The following is a 20241-nucleotide window of genomic DNA, read 5'->3' as shown; positions in this document are numbered from 1 at the left end:
CACCTCAAAAGCATTTTATGAAAACAAAGTTCCTTTATTTAATGGCTGTTGTATTTTGCAGTATTAGTTATTCCTTCTATAGTCAAACTTTAGACTTAAATAAACCTATTGTTAAAAATGATGTGACTTTCGAAGAAAAAAACGGACTGGTGGCCGTTGAGGCGGAATATTTTAACAATCAAAGTAAAACAGAAATAAGACAATGGTATATAACTTCCATAGGACAATCTGCCAAAGTTGGACGAGACGATGATAGTGAACATTGCAATAATGCAAGTAACAATGCTTATATCGAAGTTTTACCAGATACTCGCGTAACTCACTCGGACAAATTAATACATGGCGAAAATTTTTCAAACCAGCCAGGTAAAATAGCGATACTATCATATAAAATAAAGTTTAATAATTCCGGAAGATATTATGTTTGGGTTCGTGCTATGAGTACGGGAAGTGAAGATAATGGTATTCATGTAGGATTAAATGGGGAATGGCCAGACCACGGACAGCGCATGCAATGGTGCGAGGGCAAAAGGCAATGGACTTGGGCAAGTAAGCAACGTACTAAAGAGGAACATTGTGGTATCCCTCATGCGATATATCTAGATATAAAGAATGCTGGTGTTTATAATGTACAATTTAGCATGCGAGAAGATGGTTTTGAGTTTGATAAATTTGTTTTAACTACAGATATCAACTATGTCCCTGTTGAACAGGGACCAAAACTTAAATTGGCACATGGCACCATACCTAAATCATTGTCTAATATTAAAGCACCAAAATCTCAAAAATCATACTTTAGGCATATCTCTAATTTTCTAACGAAAAACAGATATATCGCGTCACAAGAATTTCCTTTAGATGGAACAAACTTCTATAAAAATGGTAAAAACTGGCTGGCTATTAACCCAAAAGAACACAAGGAAGCTAAAACAAGTACTATTTTTAATTTTGAAAGCGGCTCATATGATATTGTATTTGTAGGTGTAGGAGAAAATGATGGTAGTTCTCACTTTGATTTTTTTGTAAATGATAAAAAGATTGGTGCATATGCACCTCCCTTGTCAAAAAACATGTTTGAGGAAGGCAAAAAGTTCAATGCACTTTGGGAAAACGTCCAGCTTAATAAAGGAGATAAAATTACAGTTGTAGCCAAAGTTGGAACTGATGGCAACGAATGGACTCGCGGACGTTGGGCAGGCGTTGTTTTTGCTCCTTTAGGCAAAGGAAAAGAAATACAGGATGCGCCCTCATCTTATACAGCCAATTAAATACATCCCAAATAACTTATGATTTACAGAATTAAACTACTTCAAGATAAAAAAATGAATAAACTGCTTTTATTTACAGCCGTCTTAACGCTTTTTACCAATTATAGTATATCCGCACAAAAAATAGCTCCGCCCCAAGGGCGCATTGCTATTGTGGCTGATGGCAATTCCCCTGACCCTGACGATCTGGGTGGTACTGCCATTAGTATCGCTTTACTGCGCGCTTCGGGATTAGAGCACCGATTGGTACATTACTCCCACAGCTGCGATTTGGTGCGCGACGACCGCATTTCTGAAAAAGCCGAAAAAGAGCGTCATCACTTAATGCAAGTAGCATGTGATATGACTGCAAGACGCTGGGGTGGATTTACCCATCTTACTTTTTACGATGCCATTTGGCAAAAAGAGGAAACCATCAATGACTTAGCATGGGCAATAAACGCCTCAACTGCTGAAGACCCATTATGGATTATAGAAGCTGGTGAACCTGATATTATAGGAATGGCCTTAAAAAAAACACCTAAAGAAAAGCATCAATATGTTAAGGTTGTAACACACCATCCTGCCAATGATAATGCAGGCGATTTTTATTCATGGCAACAAATATTAGATTTCGGTATTGAAGAAGTCCGTATTCCAGACCAAAATATAAACTTAAAATTAGACCACAAAGAGTGGGATTGGGCCAAAAACCATGAAGACCCTCGCATAAGACTAATTTGGACTATTGGAAATATTGCAGAAATAGATAACATTGTAAACTTTCAAAAAGGTAAGTGGGACTGTTCTGATGCCGGTATGGTATTATATTGGATTACTGGGGCTAATGTAAATGATGGTTTAAGAGCCGGATCTCTAGATGTAGTAAAGTCCATTCTAATCGATTATATTTCTAACAATCCTGAACCTAAAAAAGAAAAAAAGAAAAAATAATATTCTTGCTTTACTTTACTACGTTTTTTAAGAATTAATTTATAGAAATACTTTAGAAACTGAATAAAGATTAGAGTTATTATTTAATTCACAAGTAAAAAATTAAATATTAACCTTACTGAGTTATCGCCAAGCGATAAATTTATTTCTATAACCAAAAAAAAGGAGCCTAGTCTTATAATAAGACTAGGCTCCTTTTTTTTCTTAACACTTATAAAACTTTAAAACTTCTTCCCAATAACCGTGTACATTCTGCAATCTTTAGGCGCATCACCATCACTATTTCCAGCCATAATAATACTGTCTCCAGCTTCGGCTATACGATGAAAAATTGACATCACGACAGTCCCCACTTTAATATCATCACCTGTATCCTTATAATCACTCAATAAGAATTCTGGTCGTTTTACCGTATCATCGTGTAAAACATAGATGTGCATCTTCATGCCAGCAATAAATTGCAGTTGGTCTCTGGCCCAATATCTATTATCAGAATTTGGTGTTCTTATGTACTCTGATCCATTAAAATATTTAGGTATTACAGTATAGTTTACTTCCATATCAGTATAAGCCTTTTTACCCCAATGCATATTGGTACGCAACATCGCTTTACCATCTCCTGTATAACTAAACTTTGTAAAAAGTTTGCTTTTATTGGTTTTACCTGGAATGTATTCTGGAATTTCAGGCGTATGCACTGGCATAGGCTCTTCCGTAAGTACATCCTCGAACACCTGAGGTAACTCTTTAGTTAATCCGTTTTTAATATCTACAGGGTTAGAGGTTAGCGCTACACTAGCAATTGGCAACCCTTCTTTTGTTGCTGTAATTGTAACAGTTCCAGCTTCTAAAAGCGAACGCACGGCAACACGGTTTATACCCGCTTCAATATCTAAATATAAATTATTGGTTGAATTTTCTTTTCCACTATTATAACCACCGCGCCAAATTGCTGGTCCTTCTACAGTAAAATCTACACGCCCTTTTGCTAGCGGACATCTTATACCTTCTGCATCAACTACTTCAACATCAATTAGCACAATATCTGAGCCATCGGCTCTCCAACCTTTAGGGCCCGTAATTGGTGTTAGTTTTAAAGCCGCTGGTTCTCCAGCCGTGGTTTTTGTTTGTGTAACACGCACCTCATCATTGATGATACCCTCAGCTTTAATTTCGCCTGCTTCCCATTTAACATTCTTGAATGTATATAGGTATCCACTTTTAGGTGTTTTATTTTCACCAATAAGTTTCCCATTAACATATAGTTTAACACCAGCGGTATTAGATACCACAAATATGTCCTTTTTTGTGCCTTCCTCATAATTCCAATGGCCAACAATATGCACTTGTGGTTCTGGTCTCCACATAGCTTTAGTTGTAAAGAATGCCTCTTTTGGTAAACGTACAGCATCTACCTCACCACTTGCTCTGGTAACCTCGGTTTGTCCGCGACCACCATGAGTACCATCTGAAAAAATCCAATTTGCACCACCAACGTGATATGCTTTTCTGCCCATTTTATCCCACCAATGCTCTACCTGTCTTACCGCAAACTGTTCTGAAGTTATTTTATAGGTGTTTTTTTCAATGTTAGGATGACTGAAAAAGTTATCATCTGGAGAATGTTTATCCCAAATTCGTCTTGGCGCCTCTTCACGCATATATTCACTTTCTACCAATGGTAAATCTGGGTATTCACGCTCCCAACCTTCTGTACCAATTTCAATAGAAACATAGCCTTCAGAATCATTTTTAACATCAGCTCGTCTGTTCCCCATTAAACGTTTTCCGTTAGGGTCGAATGTTTTTATAACATTTAATATTTCTTGATAATGCGCTTCGCTTTCAGCCCAATTTCCACCTTCCCAAATCATTATAGATGGATGGTTTCTATAATACACAATCATGTCTTTAAAGGCTTTAATACGGATATCCCAAGTTTCACCTTCATCTTCAGATTCGCCACTTACACCAGGCATTAGGGTTACAAATCCATATTTATCGCCCATAGCAACCTCGGAGGGAGAACCCGCACAATGGCCCCATCTGATAAAATTACCACCCGCTTCATCCATAAGTTGAAATGTATGCTCGCGTAACCAATCGGGTAATGCTGCACCTAAACCAGCCCAAGCATTGGTTGGTTTTTGCCCCCAACCGTGTAATTTCGCATATTCACCATTATTTGAAAACCCTGTATCTTTATTAAACTCAAAGCTTCTAATACCTAGAGGTGTGTTGTAAGAGTCAATAGCTTTTCCGTCTACTTTTAATACAGTTTCAACAGTATACATATATGGATGACGGGTATACCAACGGTTTGGGTTTTCTAAATTGGTTTGTGTTGAAAAGGTAAATTTCTCACCAGCTTCTAGCGCTTGTTGCGCCTCTGAAACGCCTACAAGTTTCCCGTCGTTATCAAATATTTTTGCTTCAAAGTCTACTGTTTTGGGCTCATTATATTCATTCTGAACTTCAGCATTCACAAAAATGTCAGCGTTGGTTTCTGATATGTTTTCAGCAAATACATACGTTCCCAAAGTTTCTAAATTATCATATAGTGGTAATGTGATGTGAAGTGGCTCCATAACATGAAGAAATACATTTCTGTAAATCCCACCGTGGGTTGGGTGCCAATGCTCATGGTTCCATACTAACGGAAAATTATCTCTAAAATGATCACCTCGATCGTTATTGACTTTTACAGCAATAACATTATCTTCATTAAACTTAATATGCGGTGTTAAATCAAATCCAAACGGAATGAATCCTGTTTGATTTTGTCCTAAATGCACACCGTTGATATAAACATCTGCAATTTGACGCACCGATTCAAACTCTATAAATACTTTTTTTCCAGCATCAGATTCTGGTAATTTAAAATGTTTACGATACCAAACGGTACCTCTCCATTGGTTTTCTTCACCGTCGTGATGCCCTAAACTATAATCGTCAAATGTGTCTACATCGTTAAAGGTATGCGGACAACTAATGGTACTCCAAGAGGCATCATCAAGACTGGTGTTTTGCGCATCTTGCGGATTGTCTTTTAGAAATTTCCAATCTGGATTAAAGTTGTATTTTGTTCTCGTATTTTCGAACGTATTACTCCCAGAATGCGTGCTAGTTTCACAGGAGGTACATCCTAATTGAATGATACTGTATAATAAAAAAAAGATTCTGTAATTTAATTTAAGCATAGTCTATAAATAAGAAGTCAAAATTAGATTTTTCTTCTAAAAAAACTATGCTGAACTGTCCTGCAAATTTTAAAATATGTAAACTATTTTGAAGTTTTTAATTGAATAGCCTTATACTCAACCTTCATTGGTGGTCCAACATGCACTTGCACTCCAATATAGCCTTTTGTAGATCTATTGGCTTCGTCTAAATCAGTAACCTCACTAAACAGCTCACCATTTACATAATGTTGCATTTTGTTATCTTTTACTTTGAGATGTATCGTATTCCAATCATTAGGTTTTATATTAGGGACTAACTCTGATTTTAATTTGGTAGCACTAACGTCTCGCGTTTGCCAACAGTTTCGTTTTACATTTTTACGTATGTTATGTTTTGGTATGCTATCTGGCATCTGCGGAATAGTTACAGTTTCGCCCATATAAGCCAATGTGGTACGCTTTCTTTCTTCATAATTCTGCCCCGTAAACCTATTTCTACCATCTATATCACATTGGTAACCTCTTAACGCAAAAGGCATACCTTCAATCATCTCACTTCGGTAATTAATACCGCTATTTCCCAATGCGCTAATGCGATATTCTAATTTTAATTCAAAGTTTTCAGGTTGTTGCTTTTTATAAATGATGAATGAATTTCTCTTCAATATAGTCTCTGGAGTCACTTCACCAACTAAATTACCATTCTCAACACGCCAATAAGTAGAATCACCTTCCCAACCGTCTAAATTATTTCCGTTAAATATTGAAATAAAATCACTCTTGGCGTGTTTAGAGGGTCTTTTATCACAAGAAAGTAACACACAGAAAAATAAAATACTAAAAGAAAAAACAAGAATACTTTTCATTATTATTAATTAATCAATTGTTACCTGACTGCCCCACCAATCTTTATTAGGTTTAAATTCTGGAGATAACATTTCCAATCTTTGCGTTTCCAAATTTGGTAGTTTTTTGTTTACCATATTTTGCAAATATTGTTTGCGCTTAGTAACATCAAACTCGGTATCTGTGATTGGATAGGCCGCATTAACTTCTTTTAACCATGCGAGAAGTTCATTTTTTAAATTATTAGCGATATCCGAATACTGAGATATTACATTCTCATTATCTTTTTCTTCGGAAGGTAACTTAAACAATTCTTCCCGTCCGTCTTCCCAGTAATGAATAAGCTTCCAACCATTTTTTTGTATGATGGAAGAAGGCTCTCCTCCTTGATTACCATAATGCGGATAATGCCAAAATAAAGGCCTATTGATTTCTTTTTGAGATCCCTCAAGTAAAGACTTTAAACTAACACCATCTATATGTTGCTCATTTTTTAAGGGAAGATTTGCCAAATCCAAAAGTGTAGGATATAGATCGGTACTTACCACAGGTACTTCCGTAGATTTTATGTAGTTTAACCAAGGTACCTTAACAAAAAAAGGTTCTTTTATGCCACCTTCCCATTGGTAGCCCTTACCGCCTCGTAATGGAAAATTACTGGTGGCATAGTTATCTCCCGAAGCAACACCACCATTATCTGAGGTAAATACCACAATGGTATTTTCATCCAGTCCATTATCTTTCAATGCTTTTAAAACAACACCAACCGCATCATCCATAGATTCTACCAAACCACCATAAACAGGATTATCTTGAACTCTTCTTATAGGTAACACACGTTCCATCTCGTAACCAGTTTCGACAATTCCCATGCTATCAGCCTTATTTCTGTACTTAGCCCATTTTTGTTGAGTAGTTTGCACTGGTGCATGCACTGCATAAAACGATAAAAATACAAAAAAAGTAGAGTCTTTATGTTTAGTTATAAAATCTGCCGTTTCGTTTGCCAACCGCATGGTTAGATTTTCGCCCTTCTGCTTATTTTGAAGCTTAGGATTGCTCCATGGCGAAAAGAAACCACCCCTTGGTGACCCTGCATCAATTCCTGCAATATTAATATCAAAACCATGATCTTCAGGATAAGACCCTTTGCCTCCTAAATGCCATTTACCTGCAAAAAAGGTTATATACCCTTGCTCTTTAAACGCTTCGGCTATCGTAATATCTTCCTTTGGCAATGCCATGACGTAATTGGCTGGTAACATTTTATCGTGTCTGTTTCTTGTACGCCAGTCCTCCCCTGCTTTTGCACCAATCCAATCTGTAATTCCATGCCGCGCAGTAAACTTGCCTGTCATGATACTCGCTCTTGACGGACTGCAAACTCTACTTGCTGCATAGCCATTGGTAAACATAACACCTTCGGTTGCTAATTTATCTACATTTGGGGTTTCATAATATGTGCTGCCTGTAACACTCAAATCATAATATCCTAAATCGTCTACAAGAATGAATAGAATGTTAGGTTTTACAATTTGATTTTGGGTTTCTTCTTTTTTTTGACATCCTAAAAAAGACATCACAGTTAAACAAATACAGATTATTTTTAAATGATACATATTTTGATTTGGTTAAAATCTAATCGATTATATATTTATGTGTCTTTACCTAAACTTTTCTTTAAGCCCGCGTTAGGGATTGAACGGCATATTTGAGCTCCTCGTAGAGAGCGAGTAGTGAAAGCCCGACCCCTTGTGGGTAACGCCCAAATTATTCAATAAATGTACTACCTTTTAACTTTTTACGGCTTTAGGTCCGTCATAATCATAAGTAAACCAATCGACGTCGATGTGTCCTGCATCCTCTTTTTCGTTCCATGAAAAGAAGCCTAAACGATCGCCAGTCCATTTTCCAAAAGCGATAGTAAACGTTGGCCCAAACCGTTTATAGGTTTCACCATCGAGACTATATTCGTAAATAGCTTGGTTACTGCTGTTTGATGTTCTGACGTATAATTCGTTTCCTACAATTTCCGGACCTTGCGTTTTTTGCGCCATGGGATCCATGTAAAACAGGTGTTTTTTTCCGTTTTCGTCTACTTCCACACCCAATAAATTGAACACACCGCCGTATCTTACAAATCCTGCTAATTGATGAGGCTGCATCCTTGAAATATCGAATTTAGCCACAGCTGTTCCTGTTGTGACACCCATGATGCGCTGACTTAAGGTATTAGAAGCTCTCCAAAAATCTGAATCAGAACCATCGTTATTAGTCCACTCATTAATATTTGGCCCGTAGCCTTTTTCGTTAGGTAATACTTTACTTGCTTTTAGACGCAACCAACCAGGACGTTCTGTTAACGACCAATGTGTGTTTCTTGGATTGTGGTTCCACTCCCATTGGAATCCTAATTTAGATGATGAAAAATCGTCGTCTGAACTTGGAGCCGTAATTGGGTAACCGTCTATAGGTTTTTTGTGTTGTTTTACGGGTTCGCCAATACCATCATTATCTTCATCAACCCCAATAATTGGCCATCCGTCAACCCAATTCACAGGTTCTAAACATTGTGGGCGACCTTGAAATGGAATGGTGTCATTTTGAATGAGTTGATGCATATACCACCACGATTTATCAGGTGCTTGCATTAATGCGCCTTGACTTGCACTACGATCATTAAACGCTGTACCTTTTTCTAATACAGTTTTTACTTCGTAAGGCCCGTAAATACTTTCATTAGAACGTAGTACAATTTGTTTTCTATCGTTTTTTGGATTTTTTACACCCGGTTTGGTTGACCTATCACCCATAGTCCATTGTGCTAAAAAGATATACCAAGTACCATTTATTTTATAGATTTTGGCAGCTTCGGCACCCATACCCGTGTACACTAATTTACCTTTTCCTAGGATTTTTGTACCATCCCAACTCATTTCGTAAATTCTATTTTCGTTGCCTTCAATTGTATTACTTGCTGCTTTTTGCTTGCCAGCTGTATTAATTATTACGTAAGCTTTGTGTGTTTCTTCATCCCAAAATACTCCCGGATCGTCTAGCACTTCGCCCTTTGGTAACATCATAATAGGTTTACTCCACGGGCCTTTAATATCCTTTGCAGTTGCTACCATTAAACCATGTTGATAATCTATTTGGTAGCAATACCAAGTACCTTCGTGGTATGCTAAATCGCCTGCCCAAGTCCCAAAAGAATAGCCATTCATGCGATCCCAATTGTATTCTGGCGCCCAAGATAAACTTTCAAACACGTGCCCCACATTGGTCCAGTTCACCATGTCTTTAGATTCTAGAATTGGCATCCCTGGTGACATGTGTTGCTTTGATGTAATCATATAATAGGTATCGCCTACTTGCTCGATATCTGAATCTGGATAATCTGCATTTAAAATAGGATTGATGTATGTGCCATCGCCTTGATCTCCAAAGCTTCCCGTTTGGGCTTGAGCCACATCTTTTGATGATGTTGCTGTTTTGTTTTCTGGTTTCGAATTACAACTGGTAAATGACACTAATAGTATAATAATTAGTGATTTTACAACAATATGATATACTAGTTTCATGCTTTGTTTGTTAAGTATTTTAGTGTCTTATAAATTTAGCTTTTAGAATATGCTATTATGTATTCTCCTGAGCCTAAAATAATAACCCCCTCAGCTATTTCAACAGTATTATTCTGTTCAAATTCTGAAATAGGTACTCCGTTTATTTCTAGACTTTCAAGTTCTGAAGGCGTCACTAAAACCCTAGCTTTTGTATTAAAGGGTACTTCAAGATTCATACTTAAAACTTCATCTTTTATCGACCAATTATTGGTAATATCGCCATAAGGTGTTGGCACTTTTACTTCCGTGTTTGTGATTGCAGTAGGAAACTCAGGGTTTACAGTAAACACCTTAAAACCTGGTTGATCTTCTGAAGATTTAATACCACCTAATGATTCATAAAAATAAGCTGCAAAACCAGAATGCATTGGGTGATTTAAAGAGTTGGTTGGCCCTTCCATGTCTTCCCAAACAAATTGGCGCTCTGGCCATGTGGTAAAGCCTGAATTCATTACGTACGTTTGACTCGGAAAATCTGGCGTTGTTAAAATTTGATACGCTAAATCCGCTTTTCCATATTTAGATAATACGGTGTAAATGTATCTATTACCATGAATTCCAGTTGAATGATGCCCGCCTTTAACTTCGACAATATCATGTGCTAAACCATTCACAATACTTTCAATATCGTTTTCAGGCGCTAAACCAAATTGTAAAGCCTGTACTGTAGCCGTTTGACTTTGATACCATTTATGTTCTGTATTAGGTATTTCAACTAAAAACTCTTTGTTGAATGCATCTTTCAATTCACGTTGTTCATTTTTCATTTTTACGGCGAAAGCTACATCATTATTCATTTCAGCAAAGGTTTCCATAATGCCTAAAACGTCATAAAAATAAGCATTTGCTGAAATAATAGGGTCGCATTCCATAGCTGAAGGATTTTTACGTCTGTCCCATCGTGGTGGACACCAATCACCCATACCATCTTGCATAATACCATTTTCACCTTTAAAATTGAGATAGAAATTGGTTAAATTTCTCATTTCTTCGTAGTACTCTTTTACTATAGCATCATCTCCATAAAACTTGTAATTATACCAAGGTAAATACATGGTAGCTACACCCCAATCTATTTTTGCATATGTAGATGTACGTTTTCCTGGGGCTATCATAGTTGGTACTTGAAACTTTATATCTGGATTATTATGCCCTTTTGTTGGTCGCATTTGTGTACGGATGTCTTCCATATATTTTTTGTAGAAATCGTACATATCGTAATTGTAAAGTGCATATTCACAAAATGCATGTGCGTCTCCTAACCAGCCACATTTTTCGCGGTGTGGACAATCTTCTGGAATACCATGTACATTATCAACAATAGTCCATTTACTAATACTGTGCATTTTGTTTAGCAACTCATCTGAAGATGTAAAACTTCCGGTTTCTTGAATATCTGTTGCTACCAAAACGGCTTTAATCATATCAGCGTCTGGTTTCCTAGAAATGCCATTTATTTTTGCATAACGAAACCCGTGATAACTAAATTTAGGTTCCCAAGATTCTAAACCATCTCCTTTACAGATGTACTTATATATTTGTGCCATTCCATTCGCACCACCTCCTGTTGAGCCAGGGAAAATATCTTTTCCGTTAGTTAATAATGCCTCTGTAGTTGTAATTTCAATTAATTGTCCTTCTTTTTCTTGCACATTTAATTTTACCCAACCAGCAATGTTTTGTCCAAAATCCACAATCCAATTGCCATCTGGGGCTTTAAAAACCTTTTGTGGCTCAAACTCTTTTAACTTTTTAATTGGTGGAATTTGACTCGCACTTATTTTTTTAACCTCTGGAGATGCTACTTTTGCTTTACCCCATTGAGCATCATCATAACCAACTGTATTCCAGTTACCTAACTCGTAACGCGCATCATAGGTATCACCTCCATAAATATTATTGAATACTATGGGTCCTGTAGCTTCTTTCCAGTTTCCATCAGTATAAAAATCTGCTGATGTGCCATCTATATAATTTAATTTTACCAAACAACGCACAGTTGGCGGACCGTAAGAAACCCCTTTTTTGTTCGATTCTGGATCTCGGCTCCAAGAAATATTTTGCCCGTAAAATCCATTTCCTAATATAATTCCGAAGGCGTTCTTACCAGATTGTAATTGTTCTGTAATGTCATAATTCACATAATAGGCTTGCTTATCGTAATTTGAAGGTGCAGGATCTAATACGTGGTCTCCAACTTTACTTCCATTTAAATACAGCTCATAATAACCTAACCCACAAATATAAACTTGGGCATTTTGTAGGGCTTTATCAACTTCTAATTCATTCCTAAAATAACTTGCTGCGAATCCTTCAACTGGCTTCGCTTTTTTCATATTACCAGTTTGATAATCTCTATAACGATGCTCTGAAGTTCGCGTATCCTTATTTAAAGTAATCCATTTTGAGGCATCCCAATTCTCCTTTTCCATCAATCCCATTTGAAATTTTTGGGTATCAGACCATTTTGAAGAATTTGCACTTTCATCCCAAATTTTAACCTTCCAGAAATAGGTTTTCATAGCTTCTAAGGCTTCACCTTGATATTTTACGAAAGTAGATTTATCACTCTCTACTTTTGAAGAATTCCAAATATCGGCATCAGCTTCATTTAAATTTTCTTCAGAAGATGCCACCAAAATATGATAGGCAGATTGTGATTTATTAAAACCCTCCGCATTTACAATCCATGAAAAAACTGGCACTTCACTTTCAATAGTTAATGGATTTTCTTTTGAATTGACCGTTAGTTTGTTAAAAGCCAGCGAACTACTTTCCCCGTGTTTTTTTTGGCACGATAAACAAAGTGTAAGCAATAGTAAAATATAAAATTGGTGTTTTCTCATTTTAGGATTCTTTACATATAATTTATGATTGAAAATTAAGATAATCAGTAAGTTTCTTTATCCTGTACTCTCATGCTTAACACACATAAAACAAGACAGAACAGGATACATTCAAAAGGCTAGGTTTTTATATTTACTTGATTAATTTTATTATATCAATCTATCACTAAATATTAAAATGACAAACAAATTTCGAATAATGAGCATAAGTGGATTCATTATAATATTAGGGCTTTTAGTATCGTGTAATGGCGATTCGGAAATAGCAACTGAACAAGAAGACCCCGTAACCGAAGAACCAGGGGACAACAATCCTACTCAACCAGAAACACCATCAACCAATCAAACATGTGATGGTGCTTCTGATTTCCCAAACTTGGGACCTGGAGCCTCGCAGACGCAATCTTGCGATGATGTTTTAAACCCAAACAATAAAGGCGCATTAGATTGCAGAACCGATAAAACTGTTGGAGGCTATGAAAATATAGCAGATAACTGGGGAAGCTATAAAATTACCGGTGGTGTCATACGATATGATGGCACAAGAACCAGAGTAGAACGTTTTTTTAAAACTATCTCACAAGGAACCAGTAAAAAAACTATTCTAACTGGAACACTTAAAATTGTAGATTTAAGTGATGGAAATACCTGTATTATCCAGTCCCATGCAGGAGGTGATATTATTAAAGGTGAAGAAGCCGGCAGCACTAATCGAAGTGCGCAATTTTTACTTTACGCAAAGAAATCTAGTGATAAAATACAATTAGAAACTCATGTAACCATTAATCCGTATACCACAGATACAGGTGGCGGAAGAGACGTAAAAAACTTTAAAATCCTAAATTACAATCAAGAATATACTTTTGTTTATGAAACGGGATACGATGCCGATGGTACAGCATTTTCAAAAATAACAGTTGGCGATACTGAAACCTATATTGAACATAACCACACCACCGAACGGGTTTACACAAGATACGGTGCTTACGGCACAAGTGATAGTGGTGATGTAACGGCGCATGTAGAGTTTAAGGATGTTGAATTGTGTAGGGAGGAATAATTTGAGTTTAGTATGCTAAACTTCGATAAAACGCGAACATATAGTTCTTAATCTTTTTTCATCTAACTCTAAACCAAAACCAGGCTTTGAATCCATTATATAATAGCCATCATTTCGTTTGGTGGTTACAGATTTTAAAACACACCCTAAATATTCTTTAGAATCTTCTTCCTTTTCTATAGCTTCAACCCAAGTAGCTCCTGCGCCAATGGCTATTTGTTGCCACGCAGTACATGCAGGCCCTACTAAACTATCGTCACCAATCATTACTTTCGCATCGATATCTTTTACTTTTTTTGACAATAAGGCTGTGTGAATAAAACTTCCCATGGTAGAAGGATGTAGGTTGATAATTCTCCCCATACCTTTTTGTAATTTATCAACACCTAACCAAGCAGGACGCATGGGTGCATCTGGAATTAAATCTAAATCTCCCGTCATTTTTTGAAGTGCAATCCATTGGTCTGTGCTTAAAGGTGCGGGATCTTCAATGGCGTTAAGTCCGTTTTCTTTGAAAGTATTCAAAATCTCAGCCAATTCTTCTAATGATTTCCATTTTTTATAACCTTTATTGACATCTGAAATCACAACAGCATCATCACCTAAAACCTCGCGAATAATTCGTAGTAACTTTAAATCAACCTCCAAATCGCCATACATTTTGAATTTCATGTGGTGCCCAAGGTTTTGCTTCAAACTTTTTTGAGCTTCTTCACGCACTTTGTCTTCATCTTTATTTAGAATACAATACAAGCCTGGAACTGCTTCCTTTTGATGTAAACCCAATAATTCTATCGAAGGTATGTGTTGCAAGCGACCAGCCAAATCGAGCAAGCCCATGTCCATCAACTCTAAATATTTAAAAGAAATTTTTGAACCTTTTACTTGTTGCGATTGTAATAACTTTTGCGCTTCTAAAACACTTAAGCCTTTAAATTGTTTCACATAATTTACCCATGTACTTAAATCGACATCTGGAGTATTTCTTGAAGCTGGAATTTCAGACCAACCATAATAATCACCTGCACTAATTTTCATGAATATGTGCTGACGATTTAACCACGTACCAAAAGAAAAATAGCGCGGAATATTGATATTGTATTGATAAAATTCAATATTCGTGATTTTTGCTGTCAATACGTCTTTATCACTGATACATGATGATAGCAAAGGATAGGATAAACCGAATAACCCAGCACTAGAGATACCTTTTATAAAATTTCGACGGTTTGTTTTCATTTGTACCAATTTAGTTTACCAAGGATCATTCATAGAGGTTAACAATTCCTCTAATTCTGTTTCCATCTTATGGTCTAGCTCTGGATTTCTACCCCAAATATTGGTCATTTGATATGGGTCTTCAGCATCATGATAGAGATAATGAAACTTATCGCCATTTTCATGTTTTACAACAGCATAGGTATACTCTTTGGTTCTAAATCCTCTAGCATCTCCTTTTGACACAAAACTTTTACCACTAAAATACAACTGTTTTTGTGGACGAATGACATCCTTATCGAAAAACAGATTGGAATAATCAATACCTTCAACTGCATTAGGAATTTCAGTCTTTAAATCCATTAACCCCAGAAGTGTTGGCATATAATCTGGCACAGAAATCAACAAATCCTCAGTTTTTGGTTTTATTTTCTTTGGATAATGAACTATAAGAGGAATTCTATAAGCCTCTTTAAACCATACATTTTTATGCATCAATCCTTGGCTTCCTAACATTTCTCCATGATCTGCAGAAAACACAATAATGGTATTTTCATAAAGCCCTTTCTCTTTTAATTTTTTGATAACACGACCTATTTGGTCATCTACACCATTAACAGATGCAAAATAATCTTTGGCTTCGCTTAAACGTTTTTCTACGCCATGGTCTCCTCTTTTTAATTCATAATTATCAGTAAACTGAACATTGGGACGATTCAACACTTCTTTATAATCTAAGCCTTCATAGCGTTTTTTATAACGCTCTGGCACTTGTTTAAATGGTGTATGTGGCGGATTAATAGACCAAAACAAGGCAAAAGGCTCGTTTGTTTTACGTTGATTTTCAGAATTTTCTAAATAATTAATAACCACATTGGCTTCATGTTCTGCAGACCATTGTTTTGGATATACTTTATCGTCTTCCCCGCCATCGGTGGTCCAATAATACGGGTCGTTATGCCTGTTATGTGTACCGTAGGCATACCAAAAAGAAAACCCATGTCTTCTATCTGGAGGACACCACGTATCCCAAACGCGTTTTACATCGGGTGGTGTGGGTTCTGGACCATCTAGGTGCCATTTGCCTATATACCCCGCACTATATCCGTTGGCCACTAAAACATCTGAAATACAAACCTCATCCTTCTTCAGATAGTTGCCAAACTCTGTTCTTTGGGAGTTGCAATTTTCTACAACTCCTGTGGAAAGTGAATAACGCCCTGTCATGAGCATCGCACGATACGGACTACATAGTGGATTATTGGATACTGCCTCTGAAAAAAACACACCTTCTTTTGCCAATTGGTCTAAATTTGGTGTGTATACAGGGTCTTCTTTTAAAAATCCTAAAGAGGCTTGCCTATATTGGTCTGCAAATATGAACAGGAGATTAGGTTTTTGCGCTAAAATCTTTTCTTCTGACGTGTTGCTCTTACAAGAAAAGACAATTAGAACTGTAAAAAGTAATAGGTATAATTTTGAGTTTGAAAAATTCATTTTTGAAATATCAAATTTTGGATTTTCTTAATTATTGAAAATTATAAAAAAGAGAAAACTTAAATGTCCTGCTGTACAGGGGTAAAAATACGGAGGCTAAAAGTTACAATGAATTTCCGATACCAACAAGAACTACAGATAACATAATTATGGTGATACCAGCCGTAATTGTCCATTTAGTTTTACTAGCCACCCCATACCATTCTTTACGATAAATGCCCCAAAAATTGGCCGTTAAAATAATGGTGGACATGTGTAAAATCCATGAACTTGCACCACTACCTAATTTACTTTCGCCCATACCATAAAAGAAGAACTGAAGAAACCAAATGGTTCCTGCCAATGATGAAAATAGTATGTTGTTAAGGATTGGTGTACTTTTATTTGTAAAATCTTTATACGCTTTATTTTTAATACTTAGTATGGTTGTCCAAACCAAATTGGTTACCAAACCTCCCCATAGAATAACCACAAAGGTTACATTATTAGCAAATAAATGATCATAACCTGCCACCACTGCAGCATCTGCTAAAGGCTTTCCTGATTCAATACCAAAACTAAAAAAAGAACTTAAAATTCCTGAAAGCACGGCAACGATTAAACCTTTTACAATATTAAATTCTAAAACACTTGCCTTTTTTTCTTCGTCAGAAAGTTTTTTTCTTTCAACATACCTGCTCTACCAGAGAGCCCAATACCCAAAAGACATACCAAAACACCTAATAAAACCAATTGACCTCCAGAAGAGCTTAACATATCTGTCAAAGACACTTTGCCTTCCATTGGATTAAAATTATAATATATTGAAGGCACAATAGCACCAAATGCAGCACAAAAACCAAGCACAACTGAATTACCCAAAGACATTCCTAAATAGCGCACTCCTAGTCCATAAGTTAAACCACCTACACCCCAAAGTAAACCCATTAAAAAGGTAAAACCTACAATAGTGCTAGAACCAGCAGCAATAATGTCCAAAAATCCCGGAACGGTCAAATAGGCAGCTATAGGAGGTACTATTAACCAAGACATTAAACCACCAACTATCCAATAACTTTCCCATGCCCAACCTTTAACTTTGTTAAACGGCATATAAAAACTACCCGAGGCTATTCCCCCTAACGAATGAAATATTACTCCTAATAATGCTTGCATAGTTTTATTTTTATTTGGTTACCTAATACATGTATAGAAATTCAATATTTAGATTGTAATGCAGTTCTATGTTTTAATACTGTTTATTTTGATGCTGTTCTTAAAACACATCGCGTAATGTATGTATAGTTTAAAAAACCTTAGCATTAATTCCATGAGGTGGTTTCACCTAATACCGTAATTGTTTGGTTGGTGTAATTAATTTTAAATCCAGTAATTCCACCTATTTCCAAATCCACAACTCCAGATTTAACAGTCCTTGGTTGCAACACATAATGTAATAGCGGCTCAAAAGCTACAAGATAAGGGGTGCCATCAGAGGAAGCTCCCCATTGAATGGCATCTAACAGATACTCATCATCCCATATATTCGACGGGCTTTCAGAACCTGAAATCCACGTTCTATTAGAACCTTCATCAAAAGTTATATTTACACCATCGCTAGATGTTACAGTGCCCCCTTCAACCGTCACCCCAAATATTAAATTGCCGTCTTCATTTTTACCCCAATTTTCAACCACTTGGGTTCCTTCAACCTTAAATAAACCATGATAGTAATTATCGAATGTGGTGGTGTAGAAGCTATCCTGTTGCCCATACCATCCTGTTGATACTAGAGTAATAACACCTTTGCGCGTAATACCATCTTCACATAATGTTCCTGAACCAAAATTAACTGTTATTGTTTTAGGAAAGGTTTCCAAATCAAAAGGTTGTATAGTTATTTCAGGGCCAGAATCAGATCCGTTCTGCTCACCTTTTATTTCAGTTTCAGCCTTTAAAAGGGCATCCCCAGTGTTGTTCACCACATCTTGAAAAATTGTATTAGCTAATACATACTCATTGAGTATTCCTGTATAATATAAAACAGCAGCATCATCGTTAGCGTCAGGGACATCAAGTGATGTCTCGTTTCTTTCACATGAGGCAATAAAAAGGACAACTAATAAAGCAATTATTTTTTTCATTTTTTTTATTTTCAATTTTATAGATAACATAACCTCCTTTAGATATAATGAATCCAATAAATATAATTTACACTATAACAACTTAAAAGTGTTGCGTTTATTTTTTTATTTAATCTCTAAATTCAGGGTTTATTTTATTAGGAATTGGTGCATTGGTATCTTTCCACCATTTTTTTAAAAGCATTAATAGCTCCTCTGCTTTTTCAGGGTTTGTTTCTACAAGATTGTTTCTTTCTCCAATATCTTCGGATAAATTATATAACTCTAACCCGTCGTCTTCAAAATAATAGTGGAGTTTCCAATCTCCTTTTCTTACCACAGACCCTGGACGCGTTCTAAACAAAGGATCGCGAGTTTCGTTATCATTTATATTATAGGCTTGTAAATAAATAGGGAAATGCCAAAATAAAGCACGTTCAAACACCTGTACTTCTTCTTCTAAAACGGGTGCTAAACTATTTCCATCTAACTGAAGTGTACTCGCATCAACTCCCGCATATTGTAAAACCGTTGGAAAAATATCTAAATTCGTAATCGGAATTTCACTCTTCATATTTGGTTGAATCTTACCATTTAGCACGAAGAAAAAAGGCTCTCTAATGCCACCTTCATAATAGCTTCCTTTTCCTGCCCTTAATGGTTTTTGTTTAGTTATGCCATATAAACCACCATTATCTGAAGTAAAAACAATAAGTGTATTATTAAAAAGATTTCTTTCTTTTAATTTATTGATTAGCAAACCAATATTTCTATCCAAATTATCTACCATTGAGGCATACTCAGGATTACCTTGACCTCGCCAAGGTAATTTTTTTTCATATTTAGGCACTATACTATCTACTGCCATTATCGGCACATGCACAGCATAGGGAGAATAATTAAGATAAAAAGGCTTTTGAACGGTATCTACAAACCTTAAAGCATTTTCCATAACCAAATCCGTCAAATATTGACTATTACCTTTTTCAATCTTCACATTTTTATACGGTGGATAATAGCTTCTAGGTAACCCATTGTGTCCACCTCCAATATTCACATCAAAACCATATTCTAAAGGATTATCACTTAAATGCCATTTCCCTGCATGACAAGTTACATACCCATTACTTTGTAAAACTTCAGGTAGAACATCATGTGCTGGCGACAGCGTATGTGTATTTTTTATGGGAATAAGCTTTCTGTCTTCTGACTTCCCTCTTGTTGAAGGACTTACTGTATAAACCCCATGCCGGGGTGTCCACTGCCCTGTCATTAAACAAGCCCTACTAGGAGCACAATTAGATGCGGATGCATACCCATTTGTAAATACCATTCCTAAACTAGAAAGATGATCGATATTGGGAGTTTCATAATATTCAGTACCCATAAAACCTACATCTTTCCAACCCAAATCATCTACATTTATAATGATTATATTGGGAGGTTGCTGACTGCATGCACTTTGAACTATAACGCTTAAGAGCAACAGAGCAAACCTAAATACTACTTTATTCATCCTTGTAATTTAAACTAAATTTCAAACTTAAACTTTAAAATTAATTACCACGTCCTGTACCATCATGCCACTAATTTATCTTTTAAAAATTCTAAGGTTAAAAAAACCCTAACCGTTTCATTTTTTAATAATTAACTACTTTAAAACCAT

14 protein-coding genes are annotated in these 20241 nt (G+C 36.2%); 3 read left to right on the top strand and 11 right to left on the bottom strand.

Translation table 11 applies throughout. The features are described from left to right. Positions 1-17: 17 nt before the first annotated feature. Both BMY39_RS15105 and BMY39_RS11155 read left to right on the top strand, forming a co-directional pair. A complete protein-coding gene (locus tag BMY39_RS15105) occupies positions 18-1268 on the top strand; it encodes a hypothetical protein (RefSeq protein WP_218141007.1) in 1251 nt (416 codons plus the stop codon). Positions 1269-1286: 18 nt separating this feature from the next. Beyond that, positions 1287-2201, top strand: coding sequence for a hypothetical protein (locus BMY39_RS11155; RefSeq protein ID WP_245738268.1), 915 nt, complete (start codon positions 1287-1289; stop codon positions 2199-2201). 221 nt (positions 2202-2422) lie between these two features. Here the strand turns inward: BMY39_RS11155 and BMY39_RS11150 are convergent, their stop codons facing one another. From BMY39_RS11150 to BMY39_RS11130, 5 genes are all read right to left on the bottom strand, one after another. Beyond that, positions 2423-5401, bottom strand: a complete 2979-nt coding sequence (locus tag BMY39_RS11150; protein WP_092579639.1) for a glycoside hydrolase family 2 protein — start codon at positions 5399-5401, stop codon at positions 2423-2425. 83 nt (positions 5402-5484) lie between these two features. Beyond that, positions 5485-6249 carry a 3-keto-disaccharide hydrolase gene (locus BMY39_RS11145; protein ID WP_092579637.1) on the bottom strand — a complete coding sequence of 255 codons (765 nt, stop codon included), beginning with the start codon at positions 6247-6249 and terminating at the stop codon, positions 5485-5487. Between the two features lie 9 nt (positions 6250-6258). Then, positions 6259-7848 carry a sulfatase gene (locus tag BMY39_RS11140; protein WP_092579635.1) on the bottom strand — a complete coding sequence of 530 codons (1590 nt, stop codon included), beginning with the start codon at positions 7846-7848 and terminating at the stop codon, positions 6259-6261. Positions 7849-8022: 174 nt separating this feature from the next. Then, positions 8023-9810 carry a glycoside hydrolase family 43 protein gene (locus tag BMY39_RS11135; protein WP_092579633.1) on the bottom strand — a complete coding sequence of 596 codons (1788 nt, stop codon included), beginning with the start codon at positions 9808-9810 and terminating at the stop codon, positions 8023-8025. A 35-nt stretch (positions 9811-9845) separates the two neighbouring features. Beyond that, complete coding sequence (locus tag BMY39_RS11130) at positions 9846-12698, bottom strand: alpha-L-rhamnosidase (protein WP_092579631.1); 2853 nt, start codon at positions 12696-12698, stop codon at positions 9846-9848. A gap of 199 nt (positions 12699-12897) precedes the next feature. Here BMY39_RS11130 and BMY39_RS11125 point away from each other — a divergent pair, with 199 nt between their 5' ends. Further along, entirely contained in the window at positions 12898-13758 is an 861-nt protein-coding gene (locus BMY39_RS11125; protein ID WP_143064770.1) for a hypothetical protein, read from the top strand. A gap of 15 nt (positions 13759-13773) precedes the next feature. On the opposite strand, the gene BMY39_RS11120 is transcribed toward BMY39_RS11125, so the two are convergent. The 6 genes from BMY39_RS11120 to BMY39_RS11100 form a co-directional block, all read right to left on the bottom strand. After that, positions 13774-14997 (bottom strand): mandelate racemase/muconate lactonizing enzyme family protein, encoded by a 1224-nt coding sequence (locus tag BMY39_RS11120; protein WP_092579628.1) that lies wholly within the window; start codon positions 14995-14997, stop codon positions 13774-13776. 15 nt (positions 14998-15012) lie between these two features. Next, positions 15013-16473, bottom strand: coding sequence for a sulfatase family protein (locus BMY39_RS11115; protein WP_092579626.1), 1461 nt, complete (start codon positions 16471-16473; stop codon positions 15013-15015). A gap of 103 nt (positions 16474-16576) precedes the next feature. After that, the gene (locus tag BMY39_RS15315; RefSeq protein WP_262490331.1) at positions 16577-17062 is read right to left on the bottom strand and encodes an L-rhamnose/proton symporter RhaT; all 486 of its coding nucleotides are present in this window, start codon (positions 17060-17062) and stop codon (positions 16577-16579) included. A 32-nt stretch (positions 17063-17094) separates the two neighbouring features. After that, complete coding sequence (locus BMY39_RS15310; RefSeq protein ID WP_262490330.1) at positions 17095-17628, bottom strand: L-rhamnose/proton symporter RhaT; 534 nt, start codon at positions 17626-17628, stop codon at positions 17095-17097. Positions 17629-17774: 146 nt separating this feature from the next. After that, positions 17775-18596, bottom strand: coding sequence for a hypothetical protein (locus BMY39_RS11105; protein WP_143064769.1), 822 nt, complete (start codon positions 18594-18596; stop codon positions 17775-17777). A gap of 109 nt (positions 18597-18705) precedes the next feature. Continuing rightward, positions 18706-20091 carry a sulfatase gene (locus tag BMY39_RS11100; RefSeq protein WP_092579622.1) on the bottom strand — a complete coding sequence of 462 codons (1386 nt, stop codon included), beginning with the start codon at positions 20089-20091 and terminating at the stop codon, positions 18706-18708. Between the last annotated feature and the right edge of the window lie 150 nt (positions 20092-20241).

Origin of the sequence: Hyunsoonleella jejuensis, from assembly GCF_900111025.1 — a bacterium.
Taxonomy (GTDB): Bacteria; Bacteroidota; Bacteroidia; order Flavobacteriales; family Flavobacteriaceae; genus Jejuia; species Jejuia jejuensis.
Note: the sequence above shows the minus strand (reverse complement) of the source record. Positions and strands in the feature narration are given on the sequence as shown.